The sequence below is a fragment of the Streptomyces sp. NPDC003077 genome, from assembly GCF_040611095.1.
Taxonomy (GTDB): domain Bacteria; phylum Actinomycetota; class Actinomycetes; order Streptomycetales; family Streptomycetaceae; genus Streptomyces.
In genome coordinates this window covers 86,907-101,987 of record NZ_JBEXNM010000009.1, presented here as the reverse complement: position 1 = coordinate 101,987, position 15,081 = coordinate 86,907, and the positions used below count along the sequence as shown (strand labels likewise).

The following is a 15,081-nucleotide window of genomic DNA, read 5'->3' as shown; positions in this document are numbered from 1 at the left end:
ATGAAAACAAGCTTGCTTGCTTTCATCTGTAATCCTCCGGATGGCCCTGCATCCATTCATTAATGCGCTTCAGGGTTTGAACTATTTCCTTTTCGTGCTTTATGATGTCATTATTGGATCGATCGGGAACATTTTTCCGTGTTTCCTCTATCCATTTTGCGGGGGCGGCGAAGTGATCGACGCCCTTGGGGTCTTCCCTCATGGCCTGGAGCAGAAAATCGAGATTCTCCATGGCGCTGCTCAGGTACTCTGCACACGTATCGCGGGATTGCCCGCAGCCCTCATATAGGCGCGCTTGTACTCGCGCAAAGGCGTTTCGGACCTCAGCCTTCGGCCCTGCGGTGCTCTTCCCGTCTGGGGCCGACGCGTTGGAGCATGCAGATAAGAGGACGGCTGCCACGAGGGCGGTCGCGGAAACAAGAGCGCTTCGGCTGCGTTTCGTAAATTGAAGGCAAGCAGGTGGCACGTCTCTCCGATCCAGGAATCCATGGAAAACCGTGCGCACGAGGTGGGGCAGGTGATTGGGCCTGCAACTCCGCCTTAAGGTGAGGAAGTTGTGCTGCACGGAAAACAAGGACGTACTCTAGTGGCGAATGCATACATGCCACAAGAGCAAGATCGGCCACCCAATGGCCGCTTCTCGCTGTGGGGTGGTGCTAGGTGAGGACCTGTTTCCCTGGTGGTCCATGCGCTGCTGCGCCCTGCTCTTTACGCTACTCCGTAAGTAATTTTAGTTTGCCTTTGGTCTCGTTCTTTCGTGGTGGTCCGGCGACTCCGTTGGCGGGCCGTTTCGCTTTCGGTGGCCTGGGCTCGCTGTGTGATGTCGCCCGGGAGTAGCCGCAGTCGTTGGTCTGACGTGTCTTCGTTCCGTCGAGTCAGTACCAACTCCGCTAGCGGGAAAGGTCGTTCGACAGGCGGTGTTCGTGAAGGGACGCAGGTGCCCGTGCTCGACCAGGAGCGACCAACGGAGGTCAAGATGTATGGAGGCCAGCCCGGACAGGGACACGGGAACAGAGACACGGGAGCGGGCCGGACGCGCACACCATCCGGCCCCCTCGATGCAACCCCGGCACGAACGCCCAGCCTCCCCGTCCCTCACCGCCTCCGCAACGACGCATCGCTCAAAGCCGGCGGCACGTAGTACGCGTCGGCCTTGTTGAGGTCGGTCCCCGGAGGAACGATCTCGTCGATCCGGTCCAGCATGTCTTCGCTCAGGGTGACCTCCGCTCCGTCCAGGAGGCTGTCGAGCTGGTCCATCGTGCGGGGGCCGATGATGACCGAGGTGACGGCCGGGTGGGAGCGGACGAACGCGGTGGCCAGGTGCGGCAGGGGCAGTCCGGCCTCTTCCGCGAGCTCGGACAGGGCGGTGACGGCCTCGGCCTTGCGGGCGTTCTCCGGGACCGACAGGTCGAACTTGGCCTGCTCCAGGGCGGCCCGGCCGCTCGCGGACAGATCGCGGCCGGACAGCCACCCGGCGCTGAGCGGGCCCCAGGTCAGCACGCCCATGCCGTAGCGCTGCGCGGTCGGCAGCACCGCGGCCTCGATGCCGCGCGCCAGGAGGGAGTACGGCGGCTGCTCGCTGCGGAACCGCACGTGGCCGCGCCGCTCGGCCGCCCACTGGGCCTCGACGATCTGCTCGGCGGGGAAGGTGGAGGTGCCGATCGCCCGCACCTTCCCGGCGCGTACGAGGTCGGACAGGGCGGACAGGGTCTCGTCGATGTCGGTCGCCGGGTCGGGGCGGTGCACCTGGTAGAGGTCGATGTGGTCGGTGCCCAGGCGCCGCAGGCTGTCCTCCAGGGCGCGGACGATCCAACGGCGGGAGTTGCCGCGGTGGTTGTCGTCCGGGCCCATGGGGTTGTGGAACTTGGTGGCCAGGACGATGTCGTCCCGGCGGCCCTTGAGCGCCTTGCCGACGATCTCCTCGGACTCGCCCGCGGAGTAGATGTCCGCCGTGTCGACGAAGTTGATACCGGCGTCCAGCGCGCGGTGGATGATCCGCACGCTTTCGTCGTGGTCGGTGTTGCCCCAGGCGCCGAACATCATGGCGCCGAGCGCGTACTCGCTCACCGAGATACCGGTGCCGCCGAGGATCCTGCGCTTCATGTGTACGTCTCCCGTCGCGGTGGCGGTGTCGCCGTTCGTTCCCGTATCGCTGCGCGTCACTTTGCCGACGCCGTCAGGGGGCGGGCCAGGCCCGGGGCAACCTGGGTCTGCCAGAACCACCCAGGGGCCGCCGCGTCGCATACTGGTGCGATGGTGCATGCGGAACCTGGCATAGGCGCGTTCCTCAAGGCCCGGCGGGCGGCGCTCGAACCCGCCGACGTCGGACTTCCCGAGGGCCTGAACCGGCGGCGGGTACGCGGCCTGCGCCGCGAAGAGGTGGCCCAGCTCGCCGGCATCAGCGTCGACTACTACACCCGCATCGAACAGGGCCGCGCGCCCGCCATCTCCGACTCGGTGCTGGACGCGGTGGCGCGGGCGCTGCGGCTGAGCGAGTACGAGACCGGGTACCTGCGCAACGTCGCCGCGCCGCCGCGCCACGACACCGCGCACCAGGAGCAACGCGTACGGCCCGAGGTGCGGCGCCTGCTCGACGCCATGGGGGACGCGGTCCCGGCCGTGGTGATCGGACGCGGCATGGACATCCTCGCCTGGAACCACCTCGGCGGACTGCTCAGCTTCGACCTCGACGCGCTGGAGCCCCACCGGCGTAATTCGGCGCTGCTGGTCTTCCTCGAACCGGCGGCCCGCGCGTACTACCCGGAGTGGGACCGGATCGCCGAGGAAATCGTCGGCAACCTCCGCGCCGAGACCGGCCGCCACCCCAACGACCCGCGCCTGTGCCGTCTCGTCGGCGAACTGCTGGAGCGCAGCACGGACTTCCGCCGGGTGTGGGAGGCACAGGAGGTGCGCGAGTGCCTGCGCGGGGAGAAGCGGCTGCTGCACCCGGAGGTCGGGGAACTCCGGCTGGCCTTCGAGGGCCTGCGGTTGGCCGTCGAGTCCGATCAGCTCCTGATGACCTACACGGCGGTTCCCGGGACTCGGACGGAGGAACGGTTGCGTGCCCTGGCCCGTATCGGGTCGCGGGGTGCACCGGGCGCGGGGGCTGGGCCCCGGCCATCCGTGCGCCCGGCGGTGCCGGAGCACGTCTGAGGACGGTTGGCGAGGCTCATTTCGGGGATGCCGGAGGGCCGGGCAGCGGGTAGCGCACTCCGGTGAGCCGTTCCGAGAGTTCCCACAGCCGACGGGCCGTGACGGGGTCCCGGAGCGCCCGTTCCCGGGTGCGCGGGACCGGTTCGCCGCGGAGCTGGAACGGCCCGTCGGGCACGACGTAGCTCCCTCCGGGCAGGTCGGGGACGGTCGCGGCGTACAGGGAGGTCTTGGCGCCCTCCGGGGTGGGGCGGAACGCGAACCGTACGAGCAGGCGGGTCAGGGTCTGGTACGCGCGGCCCCGGGTGCTGTTGGCGCCGCCCGTCAGCACGTTGGAGCGGGTGAGGCCCGGGGCGACCGCCATGCTGCGCAGCCCCAGCCCGGCGGCGTCGGCCCTGCGCTGCAGTTCCTTGGCGAAGTAGAGGTTGGCCCGCTTGGACTGGACGTAGGCGAACGCCGTCCGGTAGCGGCGCTCGGCGTTGAGGTTGTCCAGGTCGAACCGGGCGAACCGCTGCCCCTCACTGCTGACGGTGACCACGCGCGGGTCGCCGGCGGCCAGCAGGCGCGGCAGGAGCAGGCCGGTGAGCGCGAAGGCGCCGAGGTGGTTGACGCCGAACTGCGACTCGAAGCCGTCGGCGGTCCGCGCGAACGGCACCATGGCGACGCCCGCGTTATTGACCAGCAGGTCGAGCCGCTCGTGCGGCCAGTCCTCGGCGAAACGGCGGACGGAGGCCAGGTCGGCCAGGTCCAGCAGGCGCAGCTCGGTCCGGGCGCGGGGCGCCTCGGCCCGCAGCCGCTTCAGGGCGGCCCGTCCGCGTTCCGCGTTGCGGCAGGCGAGGACGACGTGGGCGCCGTGGCAGGCCAGCTCGCGGGCGGTGACGTAGCCGATGCCGCTGTTGGCGCCGGTGACGAGGGCCAGGCGGCCGGACTGGTCGGGGAGGGAGTCCGGGGTCCATGGCGTGCGGGGGGCCGCCGTTCGGCGCCGTGCCGGGCCTTCGGCTGAAGGGCGGCCGGTGGGGAGGGGGCGGTGTCCGGGGCCGTCCGGCGTGGCGTGGTCGTCGTAGTCGGGGTGGCCGTCGTGGTCGGCGTGGTCGGGGTGGTCGTCGTGCCGGGGTACCTGCGTGGTGGTCCGTGGTTCGCCGGGCATGGGATCTCATTCCGTGTCGGGTGGGTGTCGTGCGGCCTTTTGCAGGCTGTTGCGGGCCGTCGCGGGTTCCTGCGGGTCTAAAGGCCTAAAAGGGAGAGCGGCACGGCAAAGGCGCACCGCAAGGCCGCATTGCAACTCCGAGTTGCGATAGCCTGAGACTGTCATGCGTTCCGCCCTCAAAGCAACTGGGAGTTGCAATGGAATCGGCCGTCCCGTCGTCGAAGCGCGCCCCAGGAGTCGGACGGGGAGAGAAGATGCGCGCCGCCGTACTGGAGGCGACCATGGCCGAGCTGACGCGGACGGGGTACGCGGCGCTGACCGTCGAGGGTGTCGCTCAGCGGGCCGGGGTGCACAAGACGACGGTCTACCGGAACTGGAAGACCTCGGACGATCTCGTCGCCGACGCGCTGACCACGCACTTCGCCGTCGATGTGCCGATCCCCGACACCGGGGCGGTGGAGAGCGATCTCCGCGCCCTGGCCCGGTCGCTCGTCGCCACCATGACCACGCGGGCGGGGCGGGCGCTGCTGGCCACCGTCCTCTCGGAAGCGGTGCGCGTCCCGCGGCTCGCCGACATCAAGCAGGCGCTCTTCGACGACCGGTTCCGGCGCGCGGAGCCCGTCGTCACCCGTGCCGTCGAGCGCGGAGAACTGCCCGAGGAGACCGACCCGGCCGAACTCCTCAAGGCCCTCGCCGCGCCGATCTACTTCCGCCTTGTGTTCACGGGCGAGACGGTGGACGAGACCACGGCGGACCGTGCGGTCGACGTCGCGCTGGCCGCCGCGCGGGCGGGCGCGCTGCCGAGGGGGTGACGGCCTGGTGGGGGGGAGCTGGGGGTGACGGCCTGGGGTGATGGGCCGAGGGGCGCGCTGCCGTCGGTGTGACGGCCAGGGGGTGATGGGCCGACGGGCACGCTGCCGGGGTGCCGTAAGAAGGGCGTCCCAGGCCAGGAGGTCAGGCGCCCCTACCCGCCCCGAGGCGCCAGCGCCTCCCACCGCACGGTGACCTCCCCCTGCCGCCACCGCTGGCGGGCCCCCGTCACCGGCCAGTCCGCCGCCAGGGCCCGTATGGAACGCACCCACCGCTGACGCGCGCCCAGCGCCGCGTACGGCGCGGCGGCGGCCCACGCGCGGTCGAAGTCGCGCAGGAAGGCGTGCACCGGCTCGCCCGGCACATTGCGGTGTATCAGCGCCTTCGGCAGGCGTTCGGCCAGGTCGGAGGGGGTTTCCAGGGAGCCGAGCCGGGCCGCGAAGGTGACCGTGCGGGGGCCTTCCGGGCCGAGGGCGACCCACACGTGCCGTCGCCCGATCTCGTCGCAGGTCCCCTCCACCAGCAGCCCGCCCGGGGCCAGCCGGGCGCACAGCCGCGCCCACACGGCCGCGACCTCGTCCTCGTCGTACTGCCGCAGCACGTTCGCGGCCCGTATCAGCACCGGCGCCCGTCGCCCCGGCAGCGGCACCTCGAAGCCGCCGTGCGCGAAGGACAGTCCGCCGCGCTCGTACGGCCGGGCCGCCGCGACCCGGGCCGGGTCTATCTCGACGCCGACCACGCTGGCGTCGGGGCGGACGGTGCGCAGCCGGGTGAGCAGCTCGACGGCGGTCCAGGGCGCGGCCCCGTAACCGAGGTCCACGGCGACCGGGTCGGGGCTGCGCCGCAGCTCGGCGCCGTGGGTGGCGGCGATCCAGCGGTCCATGCGGCGGAGGCGGTTGGGGTTGGTGGTGCCGCGGGTCGCGTTGCCGACGGGCCGGGAGGTCGCCGGGGGAGGGGCGGGAGTGCTGCGGGCCATGTGTACGAGCGTATGCGCAGGGGGCGCGCCGACTCGAACGGAACTCGTACGCACGTGCGAATACGGTGGGGCGCTTGCGCAAGGCGACCGGTCGCCGGCCACACGGAACGTCCGAACCCGGCCTGACCAGGGACGATGCCCCGCTCCACCACCACAGCGGCGGCCCGCCGAAACCCCTCGCGCACTCCCTCAGTCACGCTTCGGTAAAGAGTGAACCGGAACGCTCCGACCGGAAATGAATGCGAAAATTTTGTTGTTCCCAGTGTTCCGGGCCCGGTACGAGGCGCAGCAGGCCCCGCCTAGGAGGTAGCTCGCAGTGAGCCAACACGTGTCCCGGCTCCGCGGCCGTCCCCACAGCGCGGGCTCCCCGCGCCTGCGGCTGCCGGGCGGCGCGCGCCGCCCGCGCCGGGTGGCCATGCTGAGCGTCCACACCTCCCCGCTGCACCAGCCGGGCACCGGCGACGCCGGCGGCATGAACGTCTACATCGTGGAGCTGGCCAAGAAGCTCGCCGCGATCAACATCGAGGTGGAGATCTTCACCCGCGCCACCACCGGCGCCCTCCCGCCCGTCGTCGAGCTGGCCCCCGGCGTCCTGGTCCGGCACGTGGACGCGGGCCCGTACGAGGGCCTGGCCAAGGAGGACCTGCCGGCGCAGCTGTGCGCTTTCACGCACGGCGTGATGCGCGCGTGGGCGGGCCACCGCCCCGGCCACTACGACCTCGTGCACTCCCACTACTGGCTGTCCGGCCAGGTCGGCTGGCTGGCCGCAGACCGGTGGGGCGTCCCCCTGGTGCACGCCATGCACACCATGGCCAAGGTCAAGAACGCCTCGCTGGCCCAGGGCGACACCCCCGAACCCGCCGCCCGCGTCATAGGCGAGACCCAGGTCGTCCGCGCCGCGGACCGCCTGATCGCCAACACCGCCGAGGAGGCGGACGAACTCGTCCGGCACTACGACGCGGCCCGGAGCCAGGTCGCCGTCGTGCACCCCGGCGTCAACCTCGACCGGTTCCGCCCGGCCGTCCCGGGGCTCGCGGGACTCGCCGCCGAACCGGAGATCACCGCGGGCCGCGCCGCCGCCCGCACCCGGCTCGGCCTCCCCCGGGACGCGCTCATCCCCCTCTTCGCCGGCCGCATACAGCCCCTCAAGGCGCCCGACATCCTGCTCCGCGCGGTCGCCGTCCTCCTGGACGAGAACCCGGCCCTGCGCTCCCGCCTCCTCGTCCCCGTGGTCGGCGGGCCCAGCGGCAGCGGCCTGGCCAAGCCCGAACAGCTCCAGAAACTCGCCGCCCGGCTCGGCATCGCCGACGTCGTCCGCTTCCACCCGCCGGTCGGCCAGGACCGGCTCGCCGAGTGGTACCGCGCCGCGTCCGTGCTGGTCATGCCCTCCTACAGCGAGTCGTTCGGACTGGTGGCGGTCGAGGCCCAGGCCTGCGGGACGCCGGTCGTCGCCGCCGCGGTGGGCGGCCTGCCCGTGGCCGTGCGGGACGGCGTCAGCGGCTTCCTCGTCCCCGGCCACGACCCGGCCGACTACGCGCGGATGCTGCGCCGGTTCGCCGACGACCCGACGCTCTCCGGCCGGATGGGCGCCGCCGCGGCCCGCCACGCCCGCGACTTCGGGTGGGACACCACGGCGGCGGTGACCAGCGAGGTCTACACCGCCGCGATGCAGGAGCGACGGCGCCGGCTGCGGGCGCCGCAGGGCTGAGGGCCGGTGGCCGACGGTCGCGGGGGCGGCGTCGTCGCCTGGGCGTCGTACGGCTGACGACCACACGGCTGACGGTCGCGGGGTCGGCGTTGCCGCCGGGCGTCGTACGGCTGACGACTACACGGCTGGCGACTACACGGCCGACGGTCGCGGGGTCGGCGTTGCCGCCGGGCGTCGTACGGCTGACGACCACACGGCCGACGACCGTACGGCCGACGGTCGCGGGTCCGATGGGCACGGTCCGACGGTCCCGGGCCCGCCGCCGTCGCCTACGATCGCCGCATGGCTGACGCACGCAGGAGCGAAGACGCGCGGAAGGCGACCGAGGCGATCGAGCGGACGCTGCGGGACGCCGAACTGGACTGGGAGTCCCCGTCCCCCGGCTCGTACGTCGTCAAGCTGCCCGGCACCCGCAAGCTCTCCACGACCTGCTCGCTGATCGTCGGCACCCACTCCCTCTCCATCAACGCCTTCGTCGTCCGCCGCCCGGACGAGAACCACGAGGCCGTCCACCGCTGGCTCCTGGAACGGAACACCCGCCTGTACGGCGTCGCCTACGCCCTCGACACCCTCGGCGACATCTACCTCGTCGGCCGCCTCCCCCTCGCGGCCGTGACCCCGGAAGAGCTGGACCGCATCCTGGGCACCGTCCTGGAACACGCCGACGGCAGCTTCAACACGCTGCTGGAGATGGGCTTCGCCTCCGCCATCCGCAAGGAGTACGAGTGGCGGGTCTCCCGGGGGGAGTCGACCCGGAACCTGGAGGCGTTCGGGCGGGTGACGGGGGAGCGGGGGGAGTAGGGCGAAGCCGCCGCCGTCCGTCACTCCGGCTCGTTCTCCCGTTCCGTACCGCAGGCACAGGCCATCTGTCCGCCCCGGCTCTCCGCGACCCGTACGGCGTCACGGAGGGCTTCGGTCAGCCGGGCGGAAAGGTAGCGGAGCTGGACGGCGTCGGTGCGCGGATCGTCGAGCAGGGCCCGCGCGTGACCGAGCAGGGCGGCGCCCATGTCCAGTTGCGCGCGTTCGATCTGGTCGGCCCTGCGGGACACGTAACCCGCACCGTCTCCGGCGATCAGGTAGCAGGGCTTGCCTTCGGACGTGTCCCACGGCAGGAGGCGGGGGGTGGTGTTCATGGTGGGGCCTTCTTCACGTGCGGTGCGGTGTCCCGGATCACCCCAGGCGACCGGGTGGTTTCGTCCGCGACCTTGCCGGTGAGGGAGACGGCGGGCCATCCGAACTCCCCATAGGACGGCCCTATATTGGCGATATGGCCGACCCGTACGCGGACCTGTGGACCCACCCCCGCCTTACCGCCCCGCTCGCCGACGAGGACTGGGGCGCGGTCTTCCGCGCGTACCGGCGGCTGACGGGCACGAGCCAGACCAAGCTCGGCGAACGCGTCGGCCTCGCGCAGTCCGACGTCTCCGAGATCGAGCGCGGGCACCGCCGGGTGACCTCGGTCGAGGTGCGCCAGCGCATCGTCACCGGGCTCGGCATCCCGGACGGTCCGGGCCCGTCCGCGCTGCCCGTTCCCGGCCTGGCGCTCCCCGGGATCGTCCCCGACGAGGACCTGTGGGCCCGGGTGACCCTGACCGTCGAAGGTGCCCGGCGGGTGGACGCGGCCACGCTGGACTGGCTCGACCGGCTGCTCGCGGAGCACCGGAAGGCCGAGGACTTCATCGGGTCGCGGCCCATGGACGATGTGACGCACCGTCAACTCCATGTGGTCGTCGATCTGTACGCGGGCGCGCGAGGCCCCTTGGAACGGCGGCTCGTCCGGCTCGCCTCCGAGTACGCCCAGTTCCTCGCGTGGCTGGCGCAGGACCAGGGACGCACCGCCGCCGCGCTCGCCTGGTACGACCGTTCGCACGACTGGGCGCTGGAGGCCGGGGACGCCGGCATGGCGGCGACGACGCTGAGCATGAAGGCCCATTTGGCCTGGTCCGGAGGACGGGGAGCACGGTGCGTCGCGCTCGCCCGGGCCGCCCGTTGGGCCGGACCAAAGACATCCCCGGGAGTGCGGGGGATGGCCGCCCAGATGGAGGCCCGGGGGCATGCCCTCACCGGCAACGCGCGGGCGGCCCACCGGCTGCTGGACGAGGCCCAGGCACTCGTCGGCACCGCCGCCCGCCACCCGGAGGACGAGCCGCCGTGGATGTACTTCTACGACGAGACCTGGTTCACCTTGCAGCGCGGCATGGCCGCCCTGCACCTGTGCGAATGGGGAACGGCGGCGGAGTTGATCACCTCCGGCCTGGCCGCGCTGCCGGACGACTACCGCCGCGACAAGGCCTGGTACCGCGCCTGCCTGGCCCACGCGCTCGCGGGCGCGGGCGAGGCGGAGGGAGCGCTGCGGGTCGCCCAACGGTGCCTGCCGGACGCCTCGGCCGTCGGCCGCCCGCACGCCTGGGACGAACTCCACGTCACGGCCGCCGCGCTGCTGCGGCGGGGGGCACGGGAGGGGCGCCGGTTGTCCGACGCCCTGAGGGATCGCGACTGAACGGGGCCTGTGGACGTGGGCCGACGCGCGTCGCACCCGCGCGCCGGCCGCCCCCGCCCCCACCCGGGAACTACGGCGCGGCGTGGGCCGCCTTGGCCGCCGCGTCACCGTTCGCCGTGCCCGCCACCGCGACACCGTCCGCCACAGAAGCGCCATCACGCCCCGCAGCCACAGGGGCCTCGTCCCCGGCCGCCGACCCTCGCGCGGCCACCACCGACGCCCCGGAACTCCCCGCCTCCGTCCCGCCGTCCGACTCGTCCGGCGACGTTCCCACCCGCCGCAGCAGCACCGCGTACCCCAGCGCCGTCACCGTCCCGGCCACCGCGCACCCCGCCCACAGGGTGTCCGAGCCGAAGCGGTCGATGACGGTGCCGCTGATCAGCGGGGCGACGAGGGAGGCGACGGTCCAGGACAGGGCGAACATGCCCTGGTAGCGACCGCGCCCGTGGGTGGGGGAGAGGCGGACGACCAGGCCCATCTGGGTGGGGGAGTTGATGATCTCGCCGAGCGTCCAGACGGCCACCGTGACCGCGTACAGCGCCACCGAGCCGGCGAAGGCGGTCAGCCCGAAGCCGTAGCCGGTCAGCAGGGCGGAGCCGACGAGCAGCATCGCGGGGCTGCGGTGTTCGATGAAGCGGGTGACGGGGATCTGGATCAGCACGATCAGCGCGCCGTTGACGGCGGCCACCAGCCCGTACTGCGTGCTGGACAGCCCGTCCTGCCCCATGACCACCGGCAGGGCGACGGACGACTGCTGGAGGATCAGCGCCAGCAGGAACGCCAGGCCGACGACGGTCATGAAGCGGCCGTCCCGCACGACGGTGAGCATGGAGACGCGCTCGGGGCCCCGGTCGCCGTCCGCCTCCTCGCCCTGCCCCGGCTCGGGACGCGATTCGGGCAGCTTGAAGAAGATCAGCAGCGCGCAGGCCAGCACCATCGCCGACTCGATGAGGAACAGCGCCAGGTAGCCGTGCGCGGCGATCAGCCCGGCCGCCGTCGCGGAGATCGCGAAGCCCATGTTGAGGGCCCAGTAGTTCAGCGCGTACGCCCGGATCCGGTCGGCGGGCGCGACGATGTCCGCCATCATCGCCTGCACCGCCGGACGCGAGGCGTTGGAGGTCAGGCCCACCAGGAACGCCACCACGGCGATCGTCACCGGGTGCTCCATGAACCCGAGCAGCGCCACCGACGCCGAGGTGCCGAGCTGGGCCATCAGCAGCGTGGGCCGCCGCCCGAGCCGGTCGGCCAGGACGCCGGCGACCACCGAGGAGACCACGCCGCCGAGCCCGTAGAGCGCGCCGACCAGGCCTGCGTACGAGGCCGAGTAACCGCGCTCGACCGTCAGGTACAGCGCCAGGAAGGTGGCGACGAACGCGCCGAGGCGGTTGACCAGGGTGCTGGTCCACAGCCACCAGAACTGGCGGGGAAGCCCCGAGACGCTGTCGGCGACGGCCCGTCTGAGCCCGGCTATGGACATGACATTTCCCCCCGAGAGGTGAGCGGTGTGCGCGGCCTGCTGGCCCGCGTCAGCGGCGCCGATAAGCGGCAGCCCTCGTAAGCCGAGATGCCGGTAAGTGGCGGTCGCCGAAAAGGCGAGTTACTGACGCGGTGATCGCAAACTACTCAGGGGGCTCCGGCGCGCGCCATTGGATTGACGATCGGCGTCAAACGTCCCTGGGTCGGGACCGGCTCCGGAATTGGATTACGCTCGAAACATGGCCGACGCACCGTACAAGCTGATCCTCCTCCGCCACGGCGAGAGCGAATGGAACGCGAAGAACCTGTTCACCGGCTGGGTGGACGTCAACCTGAACGAGAAGGGCGAGAAGGAGGCGGTCCGCGGCGGTGAGCTGCTGAAGGACGCCGGTCTGCTCCCCGATGTCGTGCACACCTCCGTGCAGAAGCGCGCGATCCGCACCGCGCAGCTCGCCCTGGAGGCCGCCGACCGTCACTGGATCCCCGTCCACCGCAGCTGGCGGCTGAACGAGCGCCACTACGGCGCGCTCCAGGGCAAGGACAAGGCGCAGACCCTCGCCGAGTTCGGCGAGGAGCAGTTCATGCTGTGGCGCCGCTCCTACGACACCCCGCCGCCGCCGCTGGCCGACGACGCCGAGTTCTCGCAGATCGATGACCCGCGGTACGCGATCGTCCCGAGCGAGCTGCGCCCGCGCACCGAGTGCCTGAAGGACGTCGTCGTCCGCATGCTGCCGTACTGGTTCGACAACATCGTCCCGGACCTGGCCGCGGGCCGCACCGTCCTGGTGGCCGCGCACGGCAACTCGCTGCGCGCCCTGGTCAAGCACCTGGACGGCATCTCCGACGCGGACATCGCCGGCCTGAACATCCCCACCGGCATCCCGCTCGCCTACGAGCTGGACGCCGACTTCCACCCGGTCAAGCCCGGCGGCACCTACCTCGACCCGGAGGCCGCCAAGGCCGCCATCGAGGCGGTCAAGAACCAGGGCAAGAAGAAGTAAGGCCACACACGTAAGCCCCCTGTCCGCGGTTTTTCGCGGGTAGGGGGCTTGTTGCTGGGCCGGGGCGGTCTCTGGGGCATCCGTTGCGAGGCCGGGTCGGGTCGACCGGGCCATGCCGAAGGCGAAGGCGAACGATTCGGGCGCCTCAGTGGGTACGCCTGGCCACACAGGTTTGGCAGAATCCGCTCATGGTGCGTTGTGCCGGCACGACACGACAGGGGCGAAGCTGCCGCAACCCAGCTCGGTGGAACGGCTACTGCCACTTGCACGGGGGCGAGCGCCCAAGTCGGAGCAGTATCGATATCCGTCTTCCGCGACGCCGGCCCGCACGTGTATCGGTCAGCCCACCGCCGCAAGAAAAAGGAGGGCGGCGCAGTTGGTGGTGGCGACTGCGGTGGCTTTTCACAAGCTGGTTCGAGGTGCTTCGTGACGCCCTCATCCGCCGTGGATGAAGCTGCGGCCCGGGCCGTCTCCGGGGTGCTCGACGCCGCTCGTCACCGACCGACGGTGACCTGTCAGGCAGCCGCGACCAAACCTGGGAGCTGCGGGAGCGTAGGTCGTCAAGAACCCACGAGAAGATCCCACGAGCCAGGGAAAAGAAGAAGCAAGGCCTGACGCGGGCCCCGCACGGTGGTTACGGCCAAGAAGCAGGCCCGCCCGGCACGGGCCCCGGTCCGTGCGCGCGCACGCCATCGGCCCCGGCCGGCTTCTCGCCGGCCGGGGCCGTGTGCGTGTGGCTTCGTTGTCCTGTTCTTTTCCTGGTTATTTGTCCTGTTTATGCATTGCATCGTCGGATGCTGTGCGTGCTGTTGTGTGCTGATGTGTCCGATATGGTCCGTGTGCCCGTGTGTCCGTGATCCGTGTGTTTGTTAATGCTGCTCCGCTGCTGCGGGATCGCCACGGAAGGAGGTGCAACGGGTGCCTTCGGTGTACGTGTCGCACGCGACGTCCATGGGCCTGACGTGTCCGGTCGTACGAGCCCGACCGCCGCGTGCGCGTCCGTGGAGATCCGCGGCCGGAAGACGTGCGGAACCGCACGAAGCCGTGAGAGATGTCCCGACGCTCACGGACGTACGGCCGCGCGTCCTCACTCGTGCCGCGCGCCTTCCATGCGACGCGCGTCGGGTGCGCGCGGTCCGCTAGCTGCAGCTGCCGCCGCACTGGCAGGGGCCGCCGGACTGACAGCCGCAGGTGCAGCCGGGTCCGCAGCCGCACGTACGGACGTCGGCGGCGGGTATCCGGGAGACCGCCATGAGTTACCTCCTCTGGTGCGGGTTCACCTGCCCTCATTGGATTCCTGCCCGCGGCGGAGCATCAACGGCGCGCGGGGGCACAACGCACGCCGCGCGCCTGCCGACCGGCGTACACCTGTGCGCCCTCGTCCGGCGCCGGCGCACCGCGCGTCCTCGGGAAGGCGGCGCCCGGCGACCGTCGCCGAAGATGCCTCGTCCGCCGGGTCCGGACGCACGTAACGGCACTCGTCCACCGGATCCGGACACACGTCACGGCACGCGGCCCCGGACCCACGTCGGGGCAGGGTGGGCGCTCGTCAGGACGGAGACGGGCACACGTCGGGGCGGGGGCGCGTTCCCGGACCGGCGCGCCCCCGCCCCGACGACCGCCCCTTACGCGCCCTCGACCGGCGCCGGCGTCGCGATCTCGTCCGCGTGCTCGCCGGTCACCAGGTAGACCACGCGCTTGGCCACCGACACCGCGTGGTCCGCGAACCGCTCGTAGTAACGGCCCAGCAGCGTCACGTCCACGGCGGTCTCGATGCCGTGCTTCCAGCGGTCGTCCATCAGGTGTTTGAACAGCGCGCGGTGCAGCAGGTCGATGGCGTCGTCGTCCTGCTCCAGCTGGAGGGCGAGATCGACGTCCTTGGTGATGATGACCTCGCCGGCCTTCGCCATCAGGCGCTGCGCGAGCTGGCCCATCTCCAGGATCGTGGCGTGCAGGTCGCGCGGTACGGCCGTCTCCGGGAACCGCAGCCGGGCGAGCTTGGCGACGTGCTGCGCCAGGTCGCCGGAGCGCTCCAGGTCCGCGCTCATGCGCAGCGAGGTGACCACGATGCGCAGGTCGGTCGCGACCGGCTGCTGGCGGGCCAGCAGGGTGATGGCCCGGGCCTCCAGGTCCCGCTGGAGATCGTCGATCTTCTCGTCGGCGGCGATCACGCTCTCGGCCAGCTTGAGGTCCGCGTCGAGTATGGCCGCCGTGGCCCGTCCGATCGCGGAGCCGACGAGCCGGGCCATCTCGACCAGGCCCTCACCGATCGAATCCAGCTCCTCGTGGTAGGCGTCCCGCATCTGTGACCTT

13 protein-coding genes are annotated in these 15,081 nt (G+C 71.5%); 6 read left to right on the top strand and 7 right to left on the bottom strand.

The genetic code is table 11. The features are described from left to right. Nucleotides 1–22: 22 nt before the first annotated feature. Both ABZX96_RS09065 and ABZX96_RS09060 read right to left on the bottom strand, forming a co-directional pair. Nucleotides 23–232, bottom strand: coding sequence for a hypothetical protein (locus tag ABZX96_RS09065; protein WP_355540289.1), 210 nt, complete (start codon nucleotides 230–232; stop codon nucleotides 23–25). Between the two features lie 863 nt (nucleotides 233–1,095). After that, entirely contained in the window at nucleotides 1,096–2,103 is a 1,008-nt protein-coding gene (locus tag ABZX96_RS09060; RefSeq protein ID WP_355540286.1) for an aldo/keto reductase, read from the bottom strand. A 150-nt stretch (nucleotides 2,104–2,253) separates the two neighbouring features. Here ABZX96_RS09060 and ABZX96_RS09055 point away from each other — a divergent pair, with 150 nt between their 5' ends. Next, nucleotides 2,254–3,153 (top strand): helix-turn-helix domain-containing protein, encoded by a 900-nt coding sequence (locus ABZX96_RS09055; RefSeq protein WP_355540283.1) that lies wholly within the window; start codon nucleotides 2,254–2,256, stop codon nucleotides 3,151–3,153. Between the two features lie 16 nt (nucleotides 3,154–3,169). Here ABZX96_RS09055 and ABZX96_RS09050 read toward each other — a convergent pair whose 3' ends face one another. After that, a complete protein-coding gene (locus ABZX96_RS09050; RefSeq protein ID WP_355540280.1) occupies nucleotides 3,170–4,297 on the bottom strand; it encodes an oxidoreductase in 1,128 nt (375 codons plus the stop codon). A gap of 254 nt (nucleotides 4,298–4,551) precedes the next feature. Here ABZX96_RS09050 and ABZX96_RS09045 point away from each other — a divergent pair, with 254 nt between their 5' ends. Then, nucleotides 4,552–5,109, top strand: coding sequence for a TetR/AcrR family transcriptional regulator (locus ABZX96_RS09045; protein WP_355540277.1), 558 nt, complete (start codon nucleotides 4,552–4,554; stop codon nucleotides 5,107–5,109). Between the two features lie 152 nt (nucleotides 5,110–5,261). Here ABZX96_RS09045 and ABZX96_RS09040 read toward each other — a convergent pair whose 3' ends face one another. Further along, nucleotides 5,262–6,083 carry a class I SAM-dependent methyltransferase gene (locus ABZX96_RS09040; protein ID WP_355540274.1) on the bottom strand — a complete coding sequence of 274 codons (822 nt, stop codon included), beginning with the start codon at nucleotides 6,081–6,083 and terminating at the stop codon, nucleotides 5,262–5,264. Nucleotides 6,084–6,399: 316 nt separating this feature from the next. Here ABZX96_RS09040 and mshA point away from each other — a divergent pair, with 316 nt between their 5' ends. Next, nucleotides 6,400–7,791: a D-inositol-3-phosphate glycosyltransferase gene (gene mshA, locus ABZX96_RS09035; protein ID WP_355540271.1), complete on the top strand. Its 1,392-nt coding sequence runs from the start codon at nucleotides 6,400–6,402 to the stop codon at nucleotides 7,789–7,791. A gap of 282 nt (nucleotides 7,792–8,073) precedes the next feature. Continuing rightward, complete coding sequence (locus ABZX96_RS09030; RefSeq protein WP_355540268.1) at nucleotides 8,074–8,592, top strand: YbjN domain-containing protein; 519 nt, start codon at nucleotides 8,074–8,076, stop codon at nucleotides 8,590–8,592. A gap of 20 nt (nucleotides 8,593–8,612) precedes the next feature. Here the strand turns inward: ABZX96_RS09030 and ABZX96_RS09025 are convergent, their stop codons facing one another. Continuing rightward, nucleotides 8,613–8,924 carry a hypothetical protein gene (locus tag ABZX96_RS09025; RefSeq protein ID WP_355540265.1) on the bottom strand — a complete coding sequence of 104 codons (312 nt, stop codon included), beginning with the start codon at nucleotides 8,922–8,924 and terminating at the stop codon, nucleotides 8,613–8,615. Nucleotides 8,925–9,058: 134 nt separating this feature from the next. Here ABZX96_RS09025 and ABZX96_RS09020 point away from each other — a divergent pair, with 134 nt between their 5' ends. Continuing rightward, nucleotides 9,059–10,291, top strand: coding sequence for a helix-turn-helix transcriptional regulator (locus ABZX96_RS09020; RefSeq protein ID WP_355540262.1), 1,233 nt, complete (start codon nucleotides 9,059–9,061; stop codon nucleotides 10,289–10,291). Between the two features lie 70 nt (nucleotides 10,292–10,361). On the opposite strand, the gene ABZX96_RS09015 is transcribed toward ABZX96_RS09020, so the two are convergent. After that, entirely contained in the window at nucleotides 10,362–11,768 is a 1,407-nt protein-coding gene (locus tag ABZX96_RS09015; protein WP_355540259.1) for an MFS transporter, read from the bottom strand. A gap of 238 nt (nucleotides 11,769–12,006) precedes the next feature. Here ABZX96_RS09015 and ABZX96_RS09010 point away from each other — a divergent pair, with 238 nt between their 5' ends. Further along, entirely contained in the window at nucleotides 12,007–12,768 is a 762-nt protein-coding gene (locus ABZX96_RS09010; RefSeq protein ID WP_355540256.1) for a phosphoglyceromutase, read from the top strand. Between the two features lie 1,625 nt (nucleotides 12,769–14,393). Here the strand turns inward: ABZX96_RS09010 and phoU are convergent. After that, entirely contained in the window at nucleotides 14,394–15,071 is a 678-nt protein-coding gene (gene phoU / locus ABZX96_RS09005) for a phosphate signaling complex protein PhoU (protein WP_355540253.1), read from the bottom strand. Nucleotides 15,072–15,081 lie beyond the last annotated feature (10 nt).